The 20,888-nt window shown below is 46.8% G+C and carries 13 protein-coding genes and 1 pseudogene; 2 read left to right on the top strand and 12 right to left on the bottom strand.

Annotation, left to right across the window (positions count from 1 at the left end):
• Nucleotides 1-643: pseudogene (locus CCU_RS04240) on the bottom strand (sugar phosphate nucleotidyltransferase); the annotation flags it as partial.
• A 319-nt stretch (nucleotides 644-962) separates the two neighbouring features.
• On the opposite strand from CCU_RS04240, the gene CCU_RS04235 reads away from it, so the two are divergent.
• A complete protein-coding gene (locus tag CCU_RS04235) occupies nucleotides 963-2,519 on the top strand; it encodes an asparaginase (RefSeq protein ID WP_015533692.1) in 1,557 nt (518 codons plus the stop codon).
• 111 nt (nucleotides 2,520-2,630) lie between these two features.
• Here CCU_RS04235 and CCU_RS04230 read toward each other — a convergent pair whose 3' ends face one another.
• The 8 genes from CCU_RS04230 to CCU_RS04195 all read right to left on the bottom strand — a co-directional run bounded on the left by CCU_RS04230 (nucleotide 2,631) and on the right by CCU_RS04195 (nucleotide 15,365).
• A complete protein-coding gene (locus CCU_RS04230) occupies nucleotides 2,631-3,032 on the bottom strand; it encodes a Fur family transcriptional regulator (protein WP_015533691.1) in 402 nt (133 codons plus the stop codon).
• Between the two features lie 158 nt (nucleotides 3,033-3,190).
• A complete protein-coding gene (locus CCU_RS04225; RefSeq protein WP_015533690.1) occupies nucleotides 3,191-5,680 on the bottom strand; it encodes an alpha-galactosidase in 2,490 nt (829 codons plus the stop codon).
• 194 nt (nucleotides 5,681-5,874) lie between these two features.
• Complete coding sequence (locus CCU_RS04220) at nucleotides 5,875-7,326, bottom strand: glycoside-pentoside-hexuronide (GPH):cation symporter (RefSeq protein ID WP_015533689.1); 1,452 nt, start codon at nucleotides 7,324-7,326, stop codon at nucleotides 5,875-5,877.
• Nucleotides 7,327-7,345: 19 nt separating this feature from the next.
• A complete protein-coding gene (locus CCU_RS04215; RefSeq protein WP_015533688.1) occupies nucleotides 7,346-8,359 on the bottom strand; it encodes an alpha/beta fold hydrolase in 1,014 nt (337 codons plus the stop codon).
• Nucleotides 8,360-8,376: 17 nt separating this feature from the next.
• Nucleotides 8,377-9,861, bottom strand: a complete 1,485-nt coding sequence (locus CCU_RS04210) for a DUF6937 domain-containing protein (RefSeq protein WP_015533687.1) — start codon at nucleotides 9,859-9,861, stop codon at nucleotides 8,377-8,379.
• Nucleotides 9,862-9,963: 102 nt separating this feature from the next.
• Nucleotides 9,964-10,545, bottom strand: coding sequence for a TetR/AcrR family transcriptional regulator (locus CCU_RS04205; protein WP_243440852.1), 582 nt, complete (start codon nucleotides 10,543-10,545; stop codon nucleotides 9,964-9,966).
• Nucleotides 10,546-10,931: 386 nt separating this feature from the next.
• Complete coding sequence (locus CCU_RS04200) at nucleotides 10,932-13,058, bottom strand: HelD family protein (RefSeq protein WP_015533685.1); 2,127 nt, start codon at nucleotides 13,056-13,058, stop codon at nucleotides 10,932-10,934.
• A gap of 15 nt (nucleotides 13,059-13,073) precedes the next feature.
• Nucleotides 13,074-15,365: a S8 family serine peptidase gene (locus CCU_RS04195; protein WP_208895979.1), complete on the bottom strand. Its 2,292-nt coding sequence runs from the start codon at nucleotides 15,363-15,365 to the stop codon at nucleotides 13,074-13,076.
• A 170-nt stretch (nucleotides 15,366-15,535) separates the two neighbouring features.
• Here CCU_RS04195 and CCU_RS04190 point away from each other — a divergent pair, with 170 nt between their 5' ends.
• A complete protein-coding gene (locus CCU_RS04190; protein ID WP_015533684.1) occupies nucleotides 15,536-16,390 on the top strand; it encodes a conserved repeat domain in 855 nt (284 codons plus the stop codon).
• A 209-nt stretch (nucleotides 16,391-16,599) separates the two neighbouring features.
• Here CCU_RS04190 and CCU_RS04185 read toward each other — a convergent pair whose 3' ends face one another.
• The 3 genes from CCU_RS04185 to CCU_RS14685 all read right to left on the bottom strand — a co-directional run bounded on the left by CCU_RS04185 (nucleotide 16,600) and on the right by CCU_RS14685 (nucleotide 20,557).
• Complete coding sequence (locus tag CCU_RS04185; protein ID WP_015533683.1) at nucleotides 16,600-18,957, bottom strand: ABC transporter permease; 2,358 nt, start codon at nucleotides 18,955-18,957, stop codon at nucleotides 16,600-16,602.
• A gap of 43 nt (nucleotides 18,958-19,000) precedes the next feature.
• A complete protein-coding gene (locus CCU_RS04180) occupies nucleotides 19,001-19,711 on the bottom strand; it encodes an ABC transporter ATP-binding protein (protein WP_022217259.1) in 711 nt (236 codons plus the stop codon).
• Between the two features lie 282 nt (nucleotides 19,712-19,993).
• Complete coding sequence (locus CCU_RS14685) at nucleotides 19,994-20,557, bottom strand: histidine phosphatase family protein (protein WP_334290611.1); 564 nt, start codon at nucleotides 20,555-20,557, stop codon at nucleotides 19,994-19,996.
• Nucleotides 20,558-20,888: the final 331 nt, after the last annotated feature.

Raw genomic sequence — 20,888 nt, 5'->3', positions numbered from 1 at the left:
CATCCCGGCTGATCCTTCATGGTAACAAGTGCCTCGCGGAGGATCTTCCAGTTGAATATGTATATACCCATGGAAGCCTTGTTGCTTCTTGGGTTCTCCGGCTTCTCCTCAAACTCTGAGATAATGCCGTCATCATTCGTTATAACTACTCCGAATCTGCTTGCCTCCTCCCATGGAACCTGGTATGTGGCAAGTGTCACATCCGCATTCATGGACTTGTGATAGTCAAGCATGTGTTCATAATCCATCTTGTAGATATGATCACCGGAAAGTATGAGAACATAGTCTGGATTGTAATAATCTATGAACTCTATGTTCTGGTAGATAGCGTTGGCAGTACCTGTGTACCACTCGCTGTTGTTGCTCTTCTCGTATGGTGGAAGCACTGTGACACCACCAATGTTTCTATCGAGATCCCAAGGAATGCCGATTCCGATATGCTGGTTAAGTCTGAGTGGTCTGTACTGTGTAAGTACACCTACTGTGTCAATCCCCGAGTTGATACAGTTGCTCAGTGGGAAATCGATTATCTTGTATTTGCCGCAAATGCTACCGCTGGCTTGGCAAGCTTGGATGTAAGAACCCCAAGACGGCTGCCCTGTCCACCAGCAAGGAGCATGGCGATCATTTCTTTTTTAATCATGTAAGTCACCTCTCCATGCAAAATTATAAAGACATTATACCATCCTTTTTATAATAATCAAAGTTTTTTATGCATTTTCACAAAAAAAATGCGCATTTTTCGATTTTTTTAAACATTTTTTACTCAGGGTATATATGACAAATGATGTATTTTGTCAGTATCAGGCGATATTTTTTAGTTATTACTTACTTACACTCAATTACATTTCTCATATTTTTCTTATATATTATGTAATTTTCATTTTGCAAACGGATATCTTTTTCATATAATGACTATATCGGAAGAAAATCATACAAAATACAAATGAGGTGTTGAATATATGTCAGAGATATTAGTAAAAGAATACCGTGGAAATATTGTTGAGAATGCACACCGCGGCTCCATCGCAGTTGTGTCATCCACAGGAGATACAATCGCCTACCTTGGCGACATAGAGAAACAGACTTTCATGCGTTCCGCAAGCAAGCCTATACAGGTGCTGCCTACACTGCTGGCAGGACTTCACAGAAGGTTCAACCTCACCGACGAGGATGTTGCCATGTTCAACTCTTCCCACTGGGGAAGCAACCATCATATATTTGTGCTGGAGGAGATCTCGCGCAAGACAGGATTGAATCCCGATGACATGATCATGAAGCCATGCGCTTCCACATCAGCTTCAGCGCTGGCGGCAAAGCTCACCGACAGGTCAAAGCTCCACCCAAGGCAGGGACAAAGCAAACTTCAGCACTGCTGCTCGGGAAAACATTTCAGCCTTATGTTGCTCCAGAGAGAGCTCACCGGTAAGCCGGACGGCTATCAGCTCAAGGATTCCCCTGTACAGCAGCAGATAATCAATTTCATATCCATGCTCAGCCAGACCCCTACATTCAAGATCGGGCTCGGCATAGACGGCTGTGGAGTTCCGGTATTTGCACTGCCACTTAGAAGCATCGCCATGTCCTACGCAAAGCTCATGGATCCATTCAGCCTGTCAAACGAACTCCGGGAGACTATAGACTACAACTTCTCATGCATCCACAAATATCCTGAGAAGATCAACGATTACGGAACACCTTCATATTATATCAACCAGAATCCTGACCTCATAATGAAGGACGGCTCCAGGGGTGTTATCTGTATGGCGATAAAGAGCATGAAGCTCGGTATCGCAGTAAAGCTTGAGGACGGATGGACGGATGAATATCAGGGAATGATAATCGCAAACATACTCGAACAGCTCAAGTACGAAAACACTGAACTCATCGAGAAGCTGAAAAACTGCTACACGACCAAGCTGTTCAACGACTGCGGCATTGAAGTGGGTCACTCAGAGGTCGACTTCAAGCTCGATATAGATCCTACATTTTTTGAGAAGCCTGAGGAGTATGTCGACTCCGATTCTGAATTTGGCGACACTGAATCAGATGAAAAATATGACCCTGATCTTGACAGCGCATTTGCTGATGAATACGATCCTGATCTCGACAGTGCATTTGCAGACGACGATACGGATACTTCCATCCACGCAGAACCGATAATTACAGATGCGCTGGATGACGATACGGATGATGAGCAGGAGGAAAATGACAGCAGCTTTGAGATAGACCTTTTCGGAGACGGCAATCTGGTGGATGCCGCCCCTGAGCGCACACCAGAGGAGGAAAGAGAGTTTCGCAACAAGAAGTCCATCCTCGGAATGACAGTTGTAAAGCCTTCGGCCAACAAGACATTTATCAGCAATCCACGCGTGGATCCTATAAGTGTAAACTCACATACAGTTGAGGCGCAGCCGGACACACCTGAATCTGACCAGAAAGGCAATTCCGCGATTCCTGAATTTATAAAGAAGGAAATAAAATCTGCAAATATCATTTCACAGAAAAAGAGAGACTGACAGAGCAGATAAGATACAGGCTCTTGGCATTGCCTGCACATACAAAAAGGCCGGTACACATACACCGCATACAATATGCGTTTATGTGTACCGGTCTTTTGCATTTCCCCATCACAGACTTTTCAGGCTGTCCTTACAGGATGGACATATCCCGATGAATTCTAGGTTGTGTGACAGTATGACGAAATCGCTGTCCGCCTCCACGCCCATCTGTGTGATGGAATCCTGGTATGGAAGCTCACTGTCAAATATCCTGTCACATACCTTGCAGCGTATGTGATAGTGATTCTCGGTATTGCCATCAAAATGCTCCATCTTGTCCCCTGAATACACATTCATGACAATTCCCTCATCAACCGCATCAGAGAGCACCCTATACACAGTTGATTTGCCTATCTTATATCCTCTCTTTTCCAGTTCATCTATCAGACTCTGGACTGTAGGATGAGTCTTGAGCTCCTTTATAACAGAGTATATGACCTGTTTCTGCCATGTGTTACGCTTCTCACTCATTGTATAGTCCTCCTTCTGGTATTTATCATTTTCTATTAGGAACGCTTCTCTATAAGAGTAAGATAACACATTCCATATATTATTTCCACTATTTTTATAATGTAAGTTTTTCCTGTGATTCAATTCCATATATGAGCATTTGCATGTGATCATATATATCACTGTCTGGTGAAGGTATATAACCTCAGTCCATGCTCTGTCCAGAGAGCGGTCTGGTCGTTGTAGCCAGTTCCCGCAAAGTTCGGAGCAAGGTTCACTCCAACGCGGTTAAACACTGCACCGGACGCCTTTACATATTCCTTCTCGCCCTGAAGCTTTACCACCTTGTCTATCGCACTCTGGGTCAGGGAATCAGGTTTCACATGCACCGGCGTAACAGTGTTGATGAGATCTCCCATGAGCTTTACGCTGTACTGCAGGCTTCTGCCCTCCATGACATAAACTGCATTCTCGTCAAGTCCCTTAGTCCGCATATGCTTGTAAGTGTAATTCGGTATCACCTGCCCCTCATAATAACAGGACACCGCCTCGGAGCCATCCTGGGAAACCGTCATGAACTGGTACACATTCCTCCGGAGATCTGACACTGTGCCATTCTCGATCCTGTGATATTCGCCGAACTGAAATGTGCGCCTGTGTCTCTTGTAGAACTCCACCTGCTCTTCTATTGCCTCCAGATCTTTCTTCCTCATATCGCACAGATTGCACTCATAGCCCAGCACGCCAAATGCCGCCACTCCGAATCTCGTCTCAAGCGGGGTGACTCTGAGTGTCTGGTGATTCGGGCATCCGGACACGTGACTGCTGACTACCGACATAGGATAACCATAGCTGTATCCCGTCTGTATCTCAAGCCTCTCCCTGGCATCCGTGTCATCACTTGCCCATATCTGCGGCATATAGCACAGTATGCCGAGATCGAATCTGTTTCCCCCGGCGGCACATCCCTCAAACAATATCTCAGGGAAACGCTCCGTGAGTCTTCCCATGATGTCGTAGAGTCCAAGCACATATCTGTGTCCAAATTCACTCTGCCTGTCAGGCGGCAGCGTCTGACTGTAGCGGTCAGACATAATCCTGTTCATATCCCACTTAACATACGATATATTGGCAGATGAGAACACATTTGTCATGGCTTCCACTATATGGTCTCTCACATCCTTATTGGTGAGATCCAGAATCATCTGATGACGCCCCTCGGCATGGCTCTGTCCCGGCACTCTGACCGCCCACTCTGGGTGTGCCCTGTAGAGATCACTGTCCTCGTTCACCATCTCCGGCTCTACCCATATGCCAAAGTCAAGTCCAAGTGCATTTATCTTGTCCGCAAGCTGCTTCACTCCGCCCGGAAGCTTGCTGCGGTTCTCCTGCCAGTCTCCAAGTGAGGATGTGTCATTGTCCCTGTGTCCGAACCAGCCGTCATCCATGACGAACAGCTCTATGCCGCACTTCTTTGCCTCTTTTGCAAGCTTCAGCAGCTTCTTCTCATTTATATCAAAGTATGCGGCCTCCCAGCTATTCAGCAGAACAGGCCTCTCCCGGTCCGCCCAGTGGCCTCTGACTATATGTCTTCTGACAAATGCATGCATATGACTGCTGACACCGCCAAATCCTGAATCTGAATATGTCATGACCGCCTCCGGCGACTGGAATGACTGTCCCGGCTCAAGCGCAAATGAAAATCCTTCCGGATTGATGCCGCTGAGTATACGCATACGTCCATATGAATTCTGTTCACAGCTCTCCATATGGTCTCCTGAATATATGAGATTGAAGCCGTAACACTCACCGTGTTCCTCTGAACTGCCGTGCTCAACCACCATGAAGAACGGATTGGCCCTGCTGCCCGAGGTTCCGGTCGACGATGAGACAGACACTCTTCCCTGCCTTACAGGGTGCACTGATCTGTGCATTTCCCTCGCCCAGGCTCCTCCGAAATGTATCATGTCATATTCCTGATACATTCTCATATCAAACTGCATGGACATAAGTCTGTCCACCCGCTCCACGTCATCGCTTTCATTTGTCAGGCGGGCACTTCTGGTTATCACGTCGCAGTCATCCCATGTGACATATATTAGCTCAAGCTTCTGTCTGTAGAATTTGTCCCGGAGGGTTATGGTGAGCTGTGTTACCTCGCCCGCTGTATTCTGTCGCTCATATGCTTGTATGCTCTGCAATCCACCAGCCACACCGCTTCCCACTTCTGTGCCTTGCTGCTCATTTACTGTGTTGAATCTGCCATCTGTCCCCCTATGATATTCCACCGCACACGGAAGTCCTTCAAGCTCATCCCTGCCGTTTTTTATCTCGTATGATTCGTACACAAAGTCGCAGGTCGTACTGCCATTTGCATGGGTCATACAGACAAATGGTTCGCTGACATCCCCCTTGCCGGTTGACGACAGTTCCTGTAGCAGACTTTCTAAGGTAAGTCCACCATCCAGCGCTATGGCATTGCCGGTCTCGAACAGGCTGCGGTCATGTGCCACATCCCAAAGTCCCACAATATTCTGATCTCCGCAGTCCAGACTCCTGCCACCGTAGTACAGGTGCTCAAGGTGTCCATCCGGGCGCACGCACATGGCATACTGCGTCGACTTTGTCTCCAGTATGAATACCTGATGTTCTTCTATATATCTGATCATAGCGGTTCCTCCTATCTAATATGTATCGCCCCCCTCGCATAAGCGAGCGGGGCAGGTCGTCGGAACCGATTCCAAGTATGAACTTCGTTCATAGCGGTTCCTCCTAATAATATGTATTGCCCCTCTCGCACATGCGAGCGGGGCAGGTCGTCGGAACCGATTCCGAGTATGAACTTCGTTCATAGCGGTTCCTCCTATCTAAGATTCGTCATGATCTCCTGCATCCTCTCCTCGGTCAGCTTGTATTTCCTGATGAAGAATACAAGTCCTATGATGAGAAGGACTATCGGAACGACCGTCATCATCATGGAAAGTCCCATGAGAGTTCCTGTGCTCTGCTCTATGACTTCCGATGTTCCATCTGCCGGCTGGATAAGTCCGACCCATTTGATCGCAAGTCCGGCAAAGAACACTGCAACTCCCGATGCAAGCTTTACTACAAATGTCTGCATGGAGCATATGACGCTCTCATCTCTCTGCCCATTCTTGTACTCTCCGTAGTCTATGCTGTCGGCAAGACACACGGTTATCAGCACATTTAGAAGTCCGCTTCCCGCAAATACCAGAAGTCCCGGGATGAACAGAACGTACCAACAAGGCACTCCGCCCACCGTCATACGGGTAACACCGGCAAGGCTGCAGGCAAGCAGCATCACATATCCGACGATCTCATATACTACCGAATGTACAAACAGCTTTCTCTTGGACATCTTCTTTCTAAAGAGCGGGAACAGCATCATAGCAAGTATCTGCGCACCGCCGCCAAATGCGGAGAACAGCGCATATCCGCTCTCACTTCCTATGTCATATGTGAAGAAATATATGAGCAGGTTGCTTGTTATATAGAGTGCAGAGTTTACGAGCACGATGGTGATGACCACCGCCAGAGCCTGGTCATTTGTCACCAGCGAATGGAACATCTCACCTATGCCATGGGACTCCACTACTGTGTCACCCTTCTCCTTTACATTTGCCACGCAAATAGCCTCCGAGATGACGAACACCACTGCAACCAGAAGAGCCCACCACTTGAAGCCGATGCGGTAATCCGTGATCTTCAGCTTGTCCGCCGCCAGGGCTGCGCCGCTGATGGCTGGAACTACTATCATAGTAAGTACAGTAGGGATGGCAGAACCCACGCCCGCGCAGGATCTTGCAAGTGCAGACAGATTCTCCCTCTCCTTGCCCGGCTCAGTGATGGCCGGGATCATGGACCAGTACGGAATATCCATCAACGTGTATGTGATTCCCCACAGGAAATATGTCACTGTCAGAAACACCTTCATCCCACCAGCTCCCATGCTTTCCGGCACGGCGAACATCGCATAGAGGACAACCGCGTTCAGCACGGTTCCCGAGAATATCCACGGTCTGAACCTTCCCCATCTGCTTCTGGTCTTTGCCACCACGATACCCATGATAGGATCGTTAAATGCATCAAACACTCTCGCCACCATCAGCACTGTTCCTATGAACACTGAGCTGACACCAAGCACAGAATTGTAGTAGTACAGTATATAGCTGGCTACCAGCATATACACCATGTCTTTTCCCACGGCCCCTACTCCGTAGGCTATCTTTGTCTTTTTCTGAAGGCCGCCCGCAGGTGCGCCGTTCTGTGTATTATCCTGTGAATTTTCTCCCATATATAACCTCCTTAAAGGCCTAACCTTTTATATCTGCAAGCCTTGTCTCAAGCCACTTGTCAATATCGTCAAATACCTTATCCCTGCACAGCTCATTCAGTATCTCGTGTCTGCAGTCCTCATACAGATAGCATGCCACATTGTGCGAAACTCTCTTGTGGTATAACTCGTAGAGCTTCAGAACATCCCTGCCGTAATGTCCAACAGGATCCCTGTCACCGGACACAAACAGAACCGGCACATTCTTCGGTATTTTCGCTATGTTCCTGTCCTCCTGTATATAGTGGAGTGTATTGAACAGCGTCTCGTAGCCCTTCAGGGTAAATGAGAACTGGCACAGCGGATCATCCACATATGCATCCACGCGCTTCGGGTCACGGCTCACCCAGTCTTTATTCGTCCTCTTTCTCACCTCACCGTCCACGATAGTGGTTTTCGGGATACCCCTGTTGTATGTTCCAAATGCCAACACTTCCATGAGGGTACTTCTGTATCTCTCGCCGTGCTGACTCTTCTCAAGCTCCAACACAAGTCTTCCGATCTGCAGCATATACTCAGGCATGCTTCCAGTTCCCATGCAGATAAAGCCGTCCACACTTGAGCCCTCCGTGTAAGGTGACGGATATTTTGGATCCCAGCCGTAGTCACTCATGTATCGTCTCGCCATAAATGAACCCATGGAGTGTCCCATCAGGAAGAACGGTACTCCTTTGTATGCCTTCTTCAGACTTCTAGTGACTCTATGAAGATCCGCGACTATTGCCTTGCTCGCATCGTAGGCATTCATATATCCAAGTTCATCCATATTTGCCGCCGTGAGTCCATGTCCCAGATGATCATTTCCTGCAACTACGAAGCCTTTCGCAGCAAGATATCTCGCAAATTCGTCGTACCTGTCTATCAGCTCTATCATTCCATGTGATATCTGAAGTATCGCCCGCACCTCGCCCTGTGGCTCCCACACGATGACATGCAGCTTGTCCTTGCCATTTGATGATGGTATAAATGTCTCTTTCTTCTTTACCTTATACATAATTTAACCCTCCATTCTCAGTTCTTCATATCCATCGCCAGTTTTACGACCTCATACGCTCCGTCGTATATTCCATCCAGTTTGTTCCGCTTTATGTTCTCACACATATCTGTGAGTATGCTGTCATCCTGCATGAACAGCTTCATCATCTGTAGAGTGTGCGGTATATCACGGCACTCCAGTGTTCCATCTCCGATCTCCGCCGAGTGTATCGCCCCCCACTGCTCATGCCCGCCAACTCTCTTGATGAACAGCTTTGGAACTGGATAAAAGGCCAGCTCAGACGGCTTCGTTATGAGTACATCACAGCTTCTTATGAGAAGGTTGGTGCAGTACACAGCCTCATATATATTCTCATGGCAAAATGCGTGTATTCCGTACACCTCTTCCTTAAGAGCCTTATCCGCAAATGCTGTGGTGTCGCTCCAGTCATCGAAATGTGTAGTGACAAGGCTCTCCATGGCGGGTATCTCTCTCACCAGCTCTTCCCACACGTTCATGTAGTCGCCCACATTTACATACAGGACCATGTTGCCCTTCTTCACACTGGTAAGCGCCGTCCTGATGATAGCTGCAAATATATCCTTCTGTGCTCCGGCACCTCCTATGGTGAGAAGGAAACGCATCGGTGCCTTTTTCTTTCTTCTCTCTATTCTCCTGTCGCAGTCCTCCTCTATGGCTGCCACCAGCTCATGGTCTATATAGTGTCCAACGTATCTGATTGAATCGCTGGGCATAGGCTTAAGCACCTCGTCGCCCTGCATGCCATTCAGTGTCCTGTATCCGAGGTATGCCGATCTGGTCTGAACCGTGTGAAGGCTTCCCTCCGCAAGGTGGAGCGCCATAGGCCAGTTGTCAGGGATTGCATTCACCACATGTTTCATTCCTGCATGAACCGCCGCCTGAGCCGGCCACACATGTGTAGCCACAAGTGGGATATCCTTTGGAACATTCCTAAACACCGGTGTCATAAGCTCCGCATTCATCTGATCCGAGGCATTGTATGACAGCTTCCTGAAACCCTCATAGTTCATCGGCTCCCACACTGCTTTGTTGAAAACCTTGCTCTTTCCCGATATCCTGGATCCCATGGAATAGAGCTTATTCTGTGCCTCAATAACCTTTCCTCCCGTGGTCTCACTGTAGGAATTGAGATCCATCCAGTACGGCTTGTATCCCAGATGATTCGCTGCAGACGCTATCGCCATGGATATTCTGTAATGTCCGAACCCCATCCTGATATTGCCAACTATGATTCCTTTGTCCCTGTCAAATTCCTCCCGGCCGCCATCCGGTATATCATCACCGACTCCGCCGTCGATCACAATATTGGAGACACCGAGAGTATCTCCAATATACGGATTCTTCACAACTGCAAGAGGATAATCCACGTCACTGTCATCACCGAATCTTTTTACAAATCTCTCTTTGGAGTTCTCCGCCTTTTTGACGACCTGACTGCTCATCCTGTTGCCAAATACAACCTCAGATCTCTTACCCATAACACAACCTCCTGTCTTTTATATATACCGCCCATCTCGCCCCGGTGAATGAAACCGGCCGTGGACATCAATTCCATATAATCACTTCATTCATAGCGATTCCTACTCCTTACAGGATATGCCATCCATAAGTACATCAAGTGTATACTGCACCGCCTCGTCAAATGTAAGTCCCGCGTCTATCAGGACTGTAGTCTCCATATATTTCTCAAGTGTGGCCTCGAACATGGTCTTGATGACTGGAATCGGAATGTTCCTTATAACACCCTCGTCAATTCCGCGCTTCAGGAGTTCTATGGTATTATCCCACTGCTGCTCCATCATTACTCTCACCCTGGCAAATATCCGTGGATATGAATTCTCCAGTTGGTATATCTGCCTCCAGTCCAGCTCGCTGTAGCTGTCCGGCATGGCTATGAGTATCGCCTTTATCTTCTCCACAGTGGTCAGGCGGTCGTCATCCATGACCGCCTGCTCACTTCTCTTGATCTGCTCGTATATATATGTCGCCGTGTCAAAGAACAATGATTCCTTGTCCCTGACGACCTGATATATGGTTTTCTTGCTCACTCCAAGTCGCCTTGCCATATCGTCCATGGTGAATTTGAACCCTTTCTCCCGGAACTCCTCTATGGTCGCCTCATATATCCTCAATTTAAGCTGCTGCTGTGCTTCTCCGTCCATAACTCCCTCCTGTCCATCCGTGTCTGTCAGCTTCCTGTACATACTTCCCGTTCAGGAAACTCAGAAACTATTTTTAGTTTCCCCGTTTCCTTAATAATAACATTTCTTTGTAGATATTGCAACAATAAAAATGTGTTATCTCTATTTATGTATAATTTTTGCACAATCAACACAAATCTCAATTATTGGCCGGCGAATAATTTACAGAGTTCTGACACTCACAATTACATTTCTGCTCAGGCGTACCATCTGCCATATAGCAACAATAAAAAATACGGCATCTCCCAAAGCGGAAATGCCGTATAGTACATCATATATGTTCAGTTGGAATCGCGATTTTCCCGAAAAATATTTCTAGATATAATATTTCTGTCTTTGTATCACTCCTATGGCTGCTCCACATCAAGCACATACAGCTCATGGAGTGCTCTCGTACAGGCTATATAGTGCGCATGTCTTGTGACCATGCTTCCGTCGTAGGTTCCGTCCGTCATGACGTACACTGCATCGAACTCCATTCCCTTTGCAAGGAACTTTGGAAGTACAACCACACCGCCCGCATAGACAACCGACTGATTGGTGATGAGCGTCACCTCGGTGTACTCCGAAAGCTGCTTGTACACTTCGTAGGCATCAGCCTCGTCATTTGTCAGGATAGCTATGTTGTCGTAGGCGTCCATGTCTCCGTAGCTCAGCTTGTCATTTATGAACTCCACAGCTTCATCCAGTGACTCACACTGTATCTCCTCAGGCACCCTGCCGTGTCTCTCCACAGTGTTGCCGCCTACGCCCTCTCCGCCAAGTATACCGTTGCAGAACTCGGTGATCTCCGCCGTGGATCTGTACGACGCGAACAGCTCCTTGAGCTCATAGCCGCCCTGTCCGTTCCTCTTTGCAAATATCTTCGTCAGAACATCCACAACAGTCTCCTCAGGATCATAGAAGAGCACCTGATACCTGTCGCCGAGGATAGTCTTCTTGCAGCCAAACACCCTGTCTATCACCGCATACTGGAATATATTGTAATCCTGCATCTCATCTATGACGAGGTGCTTGATATTGTTGTAGGAATGACATCCGTAGAAATACACCTGCAGGTAAAGTATAGGAAGGATATCCTCATAGCATATCTTTCCATATTCATTTCTGTACTCCGATATACCCGGATATTTCTTCTCCATCTCCGCCAGGAATCCAACATACAGCTCAACCAGATTCCTCTCTGCAAATAAATTTACCATCTGCTTCTGTATCTGCCTTGCCAGATTACGCTTCTTCTCGTCCGGGAACTCCTTTGGTGAATTATCCTCCACCCTGTCTACTATGAAGTATGCTATGTTCTCGAATCTCTCATACACAGGCTTTCTTGCAAATCTTCCATTGAACATGGCAGCTATATCCTCGCCTGTATACTCCACCTTCTGATAGTGGAAATTTCTGAACTTTATACCTGACACATACCTGTCCAGATACTCATTGAAACTGTCGTAGAAAGAGATGGACGACTTGACCTTGATATTTCTCATCCTCTGGTTGTCCTGATCGCCGCTGTCTATAATGAACTCCGACTGATCCAGCTTGCTCTCATATTCCTCCTCTATGAAAAGAAGCTCCTCAAGCAGACTGTCAAATTCCTTCTCAGGCACACTGTTCTCCTCGAGCTCCGGGAGAACCTCTGATATATAATCGCCAAATATACTGTTTGGAGACAGTATCATGACATTGTCACTCTCAAGTGTCTTGTAGTTGTACAACAGCCACGCCAGTCTGTGCATGGCGATGACCGTCTTACCGCTTCCGGCGCGGCCGTCCACTATAAGGTTATATGCCGTGCGGTTTCTTATGATCGCATCCTGCTCCTTCTGTATGGTAGCCACCACATTTTTCATCTTCACACCACTGTTGCCGCCAAGGGCCTCCAGCAATATGGCGTCGTTGATGTTGGAGTCAGTATCCACCGCGTCTTTAAGTCTGCCATTTGACACCAGAAACTGTTTCTTCTCCACTATGTCTCCAGAAAACTCGTCATCTTCCATGTCATCCACATGGACATTGTAGGATGCCGGGCCCTTTTCATAAGCATAATACATAGAGGATACAGGTGCTCTCCAGTCGTACACAAGCTGCTGCCCATTCATATCTGACTGATAACCGCTCATACCCACATATACCGGGAGATACTCTTCATCATCTTTATATTTGAATACAAATTTGCCAAAGTACGGCACCTTCTTCTGGTGCTCATACACCTCCAGGCGCTTCGCAGCTCTTCTGAGGAATGCCTCATCATTGTTCACCGACTGCATGTTCTGCAGGAACTCCTCGTCGTCCATGTCTCCATGGCTGTCACGCATGTACTTCTTCTGTTCCTTTATATTGTCCTTTCCAAGCTCCATGGAGCCCTCAGTTATACTGATGCTGTAGTCGAGCTCCATCTCCACATTGTCAAAATAATCCTCTTCATCCTCCATCGTGGAGATCTTGTATTTTCCCAAATCCTTATTTTCTGCCATCTTATCTGCCTTTCACTATTTTACCTTTACGCGCTGTACACTGCTCCAGCCGCCATAAATGGTCTTGCCGCCAACTCTTCTGTAGGTTCTCATCCTCACATAATAATATTTTCCTGAGAACAGAGAGCTTATCCTGCGTCTAAGTTTTGTGGACTTATTTATCGTTGCCACCTTATATCTGTCAAATTTCGACGATGTACTGTACTGGATCTGATACCCGCTGACATACCTGACCTTGTTCCATGTTACTTCCATCGTCTTTCTGGAATTTGATCTGACCGTTTTCGCCTTGCATCCCGGCATCCTGTACAACCTGACCCCCGCAGTATCATACGAGCTTGCAGAAGTACCCTTGAACGCCTTGACCGTGTATGTATAGTTTCTGTAATTAGTCACATTCTTATCGACAAATGTGAGCGTTCCCGCTGACAGCACCTTGTACTGCTTCCATCCGTTCTGCCCCGGTGCCTTGCGGTATATTTTGTATCCACTCGCGCCCTTTACTTTGTTCCAGGATACCTTCACGCCGGAATATGCATTCTTCACGTTGTACTTCGGCTGGGTAAGTCTGACCAGTGCCTTTGTAGCCGCCGGCTGTCCCTCGGCCGTGCCGTTCACGCCCCTCACCGCATATCTGTATCTGATTCCAGCCGCCGCAGTCTTGTCAGTGTATGTTCTGACTCCTGAACCTTTTATCTCAGCTATACATTTGTATGCGCTTGTCGCAGTTTTCCTGTATATCTTATACCCACTTGCATTATCCGCCGAAGTCCACGACAGTCTCAGTCCATCCTTCGCATTTCCAAGACTTTCCACCGCACAGGTTCCAACCTTTGTCTCCGGATGTTTTCCGCCAAATGTATTAGCAAAATAATCCGCCATGTATGGACAACCGTAACCGTAGTATTTATCCTTTCCCGCTGTTCCCAGATCCACGGAATATGATATCAGTCTGCTCTTCAACTGACTACTGTCAAGCTCCGGCTCTGCCATCTTCACATAAGCTGCTGCAGCCGATATGTGAGGTGCCGCCATGGATGTTCCTGTACTGACATGTCCGTGATCCGTTCCGGTCTTCCACGCCGATGTTATATAAGTTCCCGGAGCAGAAAAATCCACCGCATCACCATAGTAGGAATATGCATCGTCAAACTCTACCGTATCTGCAGCAATCCTGTCTGCTGTCTCCTCCGTTCCAGCCTTCTGCATAAGCCCCGACACTGTTATCACATCACTGCTGTCCGCAGGATATGACACACCTTCCACGTCGCTGATCTCCCAGTTGTTCACAGTGCTGTTCGTATTGCCTGCTGCCACACACATGATGACGCCATCTTCTTTTGCACTTTTTAACAATTCGTCAAGCATCGACCTGGTGTTGTCACTTGCATTTTTACCATAGAAGCAGAAGCTCATATTGATCACGTCCGCACCGCTGTCAAGCGCAGCCATGATTCCCTGCTGTACCGTTGACACTGTGGTTGCTCCCTGGCTTGTGAAACATTTGATGATCGTGAGCTGGACATTGTCCGGTGTCGCATCCGCTATTATACCCGCCACATGACTTCCATGTCCCATGTTGTCTCCGTAGTCGCTCCGGTCTTCGCCCTCGCAGCAGTTCATACTGTCTTCCTCATTTATCCTGCCTTCAAACAGAGTATCCGAGGAATTCACCCCAGAGTCTATAACCGCCACATTTACCTTAGCATCCAGCTTGTACTCTGACACCTCCGCCTTGAGTCTGTCCATTCCCATGTACCTTGTGCCCCAGCTTACAGCCTTATATGTCTCCGATGCAGCAAGCATGGCATCAACGTTCCGCTGTGCAGCATACGAATTTGAATCCAAATCTGAATCCGCCAGCACATCTTCTGAATATATGACCTGATCAAGCATACATTTGTCAGGCTCGTACTCTTCCTGAAGCTTTTCGTATGCCTGTTTCGTCGCTTCCTCGGTATCGTAGCCAAGCACATAGTAATCGTATTTGTCATAACAGATGACTGTTGTCGCGCCATAAGTCTCCGGCACTTCATCTGTATACAATATGATCCTGCGAAGACTGTATATGTCGGCTGACTCACTGCTGTACATTGCCGTGGCGTCGACATCCGCTCCTCTATCCATCACATCGGCCGAGTTTACCACATCAGCTTCGTCCATGGAATCTCTAAGCTCTGACACACTGGTTACGTATTCTACATTTTCATAATCCTGCGCGTACACCTTGGTATATGTGCCAGGCGCTGCCAGCCCACCTGCTAGCACCACACAGGCAATCAGGTACGACCACCTTTTCCTTCTCACCTATATTCCTCCTGTATATAAAAACAGCTCTTTAAACCACATAGTTATCTTTTAGTATAACATAAATGTGCCGCAGATGGTGAGTAATATCTGTAACCCAAAGCCTCCACAGCACATACTTTATATCAGAGGTATATAAACCTCTGACAACACAATACGGAGGTAAAGTAATGGCAACATTCACTAATCAGGCAACTCTGTCATACAACGGAGGATCCACCAATTCCAATATCATAACTGGAGAAATAATTGAAGTCCTCACAGTCTCCAAGACGGCTGTGGTGGACACCTACCGAACACCGGATAAGATCACGTATGTGATAAGTCTCATCAATTCCGGAACTACCACACTCACAGGTCTGTCTCTCACAGATAATCTGGGAGCATATGCAGTGGGAAATACAACAGTATATCCTCTCACATATATTCCGGATTCCATCAGATACTACACCAATGGAACTCTGGTAGCCGCTCCGGCTGTCGGTGCTGCAGCTCCGCTGACACTCACTGGAATCTCCGTTCCAGCGGGCGGAAATGCTACTATTATATATGAGACAACAACAAATGAATTTACACCTAGAGGCAATGAGGATTCCGTGACCAACACTGTTACAGTAACCGGCGCAGGACTTACCAACGCAGTCACTGCAACTGAGTCGATTTCCCCTGTTGCAGCTCCCGATCTCGCCATCACAAAGTCTGTGAGTCCTAGCATAGTTGCAGAGAATGGTCAGATCACTTACACCTTCCTTATAGAGAACTACGGCAACACCGAGGCATCCGCAAGTGACAACGTCATCATCACAGATACCTTCAATCCGATCCTCACCGGAATCACTGTGACCTACAATGGAAATGCATGGACAGCGCCAGCCAGCTACACCTACAATGAAGCAACAGGCGAGTTCGCAACAGTTGCCGGACAGATCACTGTTCCAGCAGCAACATTCACACAGAATACAGCCACGGGAGTCATCACCACAACGCCGGGAACGGCAACCGTGACTGTCACAGGAACCATCTAGCTGGCATAAGCTTGTCCGGGTCGACAACCTGACAGCTTTGGGAACATTTCCCACAAAATAGCAAAAAAAGAAAATTTTGTGCTCAAACTCCCGGATTCCCACTGAAAAGATACACAACTTCTAATCCATGTATCCTTTCCAGGGATTCGGGGGATTTACAGCACAAAATTTTCTCTTTTTTTCATAATACCTGAACACAGCCTGACACATCACTCCACATTCTTGAGCGCCTCGTCCATAGGAATCTTCTTTATCCTCTTCATCTGCAACAGTGAGATCACCAGATAGCCGGTAAAGCTGAGCACGAACATGAGTGGGAATATCCATGGTGCCATGTATATCGGCATCCAGCCGCTTAGCATATCTATCAGCATTGCCCTGTATATCACCTTGATCGACAGGTAACTGAGCAGTATATCGAGCAGCGTCACCACCGCAACCATGACAGTTGTGGATGACAGATACAGCTTACTGATCTCCTTTGTGTCATATCCCAGTATCTTAACCATGGATATGGACACCGTGTTCTTCTCCACTATTAGTTTTGTGAGCAGATATACGAGAAGCATGAACATAACAAGTGAAAATACAACCACTATGTAGAACATACCTCCCATGGACTTGGTTAGCTGTCTGGACACCTTTATCATGTCATCCTTTGTGATCTCTGACACTACATGATCCTCTATATCGGTCAGCTTGTCATTCGAGAAATAGCCGGTGAAGTAATCCTCGTCCTTGTCAAATATTTCTCTGAAATCACCCTCTGTCACGAACACCGCAAGGGCTGCCGGATACACCACAGAACCCGTCACCTTAAGATCATATGTGTCATCAGTATAGCTCTCCTTGAGCTCAAGTTTGTCGCCATCAACTATCTCATATTTGTCTGCGTAGCTGTCAGATACCAGCACATCTCCGTCGTCCAGCTTAACCGGGAAATATTTACTGTCCGAGTGTATTCCATACACCATGATCTCATCATCTATATCTCCGGTCGTCCTTAGCGCCTTCATACAGTAGGTTTCCGCATTATTATTTGCCGTCTCCACCTGTGAATCCAGAACATACTGGTGGTCAGCTACCATATTATCCAATATGTCATTCTGATAGTGCTTCAGCATAGGATTCAACATAAGTCCAAACATCAGAAGAACCTGTGCGAAGTAAATTCCAAGAAGCATGACCACATATCCTGGAATGTTCTGAAGTATGACACGGGTCTTGAACCTTGTCATGAACTTCCAGTGAGGCAGCTTCACCGCCTTCTTTCCCTTTGATCTGCTGAGATCATGCCTCAGGAACCTCAGTGGTGAGAGCTTCAGTTTGCTGTTTACCACTAACAGGTTCACAACGATCATGATTATAAGAGGTATGACTGTGGTAAGCACAAATGCATCGGCATTCCAATACGTCACATACTTAGTGAGGGAATAGCTTCCATAGTAAAGCTGCGCACCCATATCCTTAAACACCGAATAGCCCAGCACGTTTCCCACCACTGATGCCATAAATGTAACTATGACAGGAAGGGATATGTAGTGAATAAGCAGCTCGCCCTTCGTATATCCTGAAGCCCTCAATGTTCCAATAACCGACGCTTCCTTTGTCAGAGTGTTGCTGATGGTTACCGCAAATATAAATGCAAGTATAACTATGACGATGTATTCAAACCATTTCATCATATTTGTATCACTGCCAATATCATCCCCTGCAAAGTTGATCGCCTGGTTCTGATACCTTGGAATGTAGTTCTCCACCATAATGCCGTTCATGACCGCCTGTGTATACACAATCTCAAGAAGGTCATCCGCCAGCTTTTTCTCATCGTTCTCCTCATCCGGCATTCCATCATCGTACATCCATGAATACGACCAGGTCTTATTTTTCTCCGGAAGATCATCAAATTCCTCATTTGACACAACCGCAATTCCGAATATCGTGGCATCAAACATGGTGTCATTGTTGTTCTGGAACATGGTACTGTAGTCGGAGAGTGCCACAAATCCGCACACGCTGTATACCTTGTCACCCGCTTTTATATCATCACCGATCTCTATATCGTTGTTCACCGCATACATTCTGTCAATGGCAATCTCATCAGTTCCTACAGGAAATTCACCATCCATCAGGCACATTTTATTTACATCGTGTCTTGGTGCGAATATCCTCAGTGTCCTTCCTCCATCATCTGCAGCATCATTTACAGAATTCACCGTATCATCTTTTGTCTCTGAATTGCCTTCCACATTACCACTATTGCCATCAGAGTCTGATCCGATCTTACTCATAGGCAGTTCATAATACGACATATCATAGAGCTTCACGCCCTCATCCTCTATATTGCCCTTCATATTGTCTGACGCCTCATCCGACAGATCAAAATGTCCATCCTCCACGTTGTATTTGTCAAATGTATTGTCGTAGGTTTTCTTCATGCTCTCACCTGCAACCATGAAGCCCGACACCATTCCCGTTGTGATGACCATGAACAGGAATATGACTATATATTTTCCAAGCTCTTCCTTCAGTTCCTTTGGAATTCTTCTCCACAATGGATTTCTCATAACAGATCCCCTTTCCTATTGAACATCTACCCTGTCTGCCCAATTACCAGTCAAGCTCTACAGCGGATATCTTGTTCTCATTTACAATGTTGCGTCTTATCATGCCGTCCCTGAGCTTCACAGTCCGGTCCGCCATATTCTTGATGGCATCATTGTGGGTGACCATGATTATTGTGTTGCCATACTTCTGGTTCACATCCTCTATGAGCTTAAGTATCTCCTTGGAAGTGTTGTAGTCAAGGGCACCTGTCGGCTCATCACAGAGAAGTATATCAGGATTCTTCACGATTGCCCTTCCAATCGAGGTCCTCTGCTGCTGTCCACCCGACAGCTGATTTGGGAGCTTATGTCTGTGCTCATAAAGCCCCAGAGTCTTTAACAGATCATCAACATCAAAAGGATTATCACTAAGGTATGCTCCAACCTCCACATTCTCCTTTACATTGAGATTAGGTATGAGATTATACATCTGGAATACATAACCGAGATGCTTTCTCCTGTATCTGGTCAGTGTCTTCTCATCCATATCCCCTGTCTTCTCTCCATCTATGGAGATATAACCGGAATCCGGGCTGTCGATCCCACCTATGATATTGAGCAGAGTTGACTTGCCAGACCCCGATGGGCCAAGCAGCACACAGAACTCGCCCTTTGCGACCTCAAAATCAATTCCTCTAAGTACCTCAGTTCGGTTCTCCCCTGAACCGAAGCTTTTCTTTATCCCACTGATCTTCAAAAAACTGTTGTCTCCCATGATTCTCTCCTTTTCCACATTTTATATTCTCCATAAACGCATCGCATAGCTCTCATGCCGTACGTTGATATTTAAACGCATGATTATATGTTCATATATTTATTAGCACATATGTAGGCTCTGTGTCAACTATATTAGTGATAAATAATATCAAGTATTCTTTTATACACATTTACAGGAGCATTTGGGGATATCCCAGAAAAAAAGAGAAAACCACATTCACATCATATTGATCTGCCTGCTGTTTTCTCTTTTTTACATCTGATACCACACATGTGGCGATCAGAATCTATATTCTCTTATCTCACAGTTCTTTATGCCAAATGCTGCGAATTCCTCATTTGTCATATCATTGAAATACGACTGTACTATTCTTGATATTCCATTGTGGGCAACCAGAAGATATGTCTTCCCGGAATCTTCCGACTCAGCCTTAAGCTCATCTAACAAATTGTACACCCTCTGACACAGATGAACCATGGTCTCTCCGCCCTCATAGTGATCCAGAAAATGCGTCTTCGCCTTGGCGAATATAGCGCCGTTTCTGGCTGTTCCCTCGTATTTGCCAAAACACTGCTCACGGAGTCTCTCCTCGGCTCTCATAGGAATTCCTGTTATCTCGGATATATGTCTTGCCGTCTCCGAAGCCCTGACCAGAGGCGAATACAGGATCTCATCTATGTGATAATCTCCATTCTTTATCATCTCACCAAGCTGCTCCGCCTGCTGATGTCCAAGCTCTGTGAGTTCAATATCCGTGGCTCCACATATCTTGTTTTCCACATTCCACACGGTCTGCCCATGGCGGGTGAAGAACAGTCTTGGGCCAAACTTCTCAACAAGCACCGCCTTTGCATCGTCATATCCCTGTGTTATCCTCTTCTCAACACCTTCAGGCGAAAAGTCAAGCATGCCATCTATGGCACCACCAAGAGGAATAGACGGATATATATGTATCATCTCTGCATCATCGTATCTGTCGGTCTTCCTCTCATCGAGATGCACCACGACAAATTTTCTGTAGCCCTCATCATAAAGAGGCTGTATTGGCACATTATCTCCCCCAAGGAAGAAGCCTCCATCATAATACTTTGTCTTGTCTATCGTCTCCATAGGGAATATGACCGGTATGGCTGAAGAATCAAGAAGTATACGTTCTATCTCCTCCGGTTCCATG

The sequence above is a fragment of the Coprococcus sp. ART55/1 genome, assembly GCF_000210595.1.
GTDB lineage: Bacteria > Bacillota > Clostridia > Lachnospirales > Lachnospiraceae > Coprococcus > Coprococcus aceti.
This window is presented reverse-complemented; position numbering and strand designations above follow the sequence as displayed.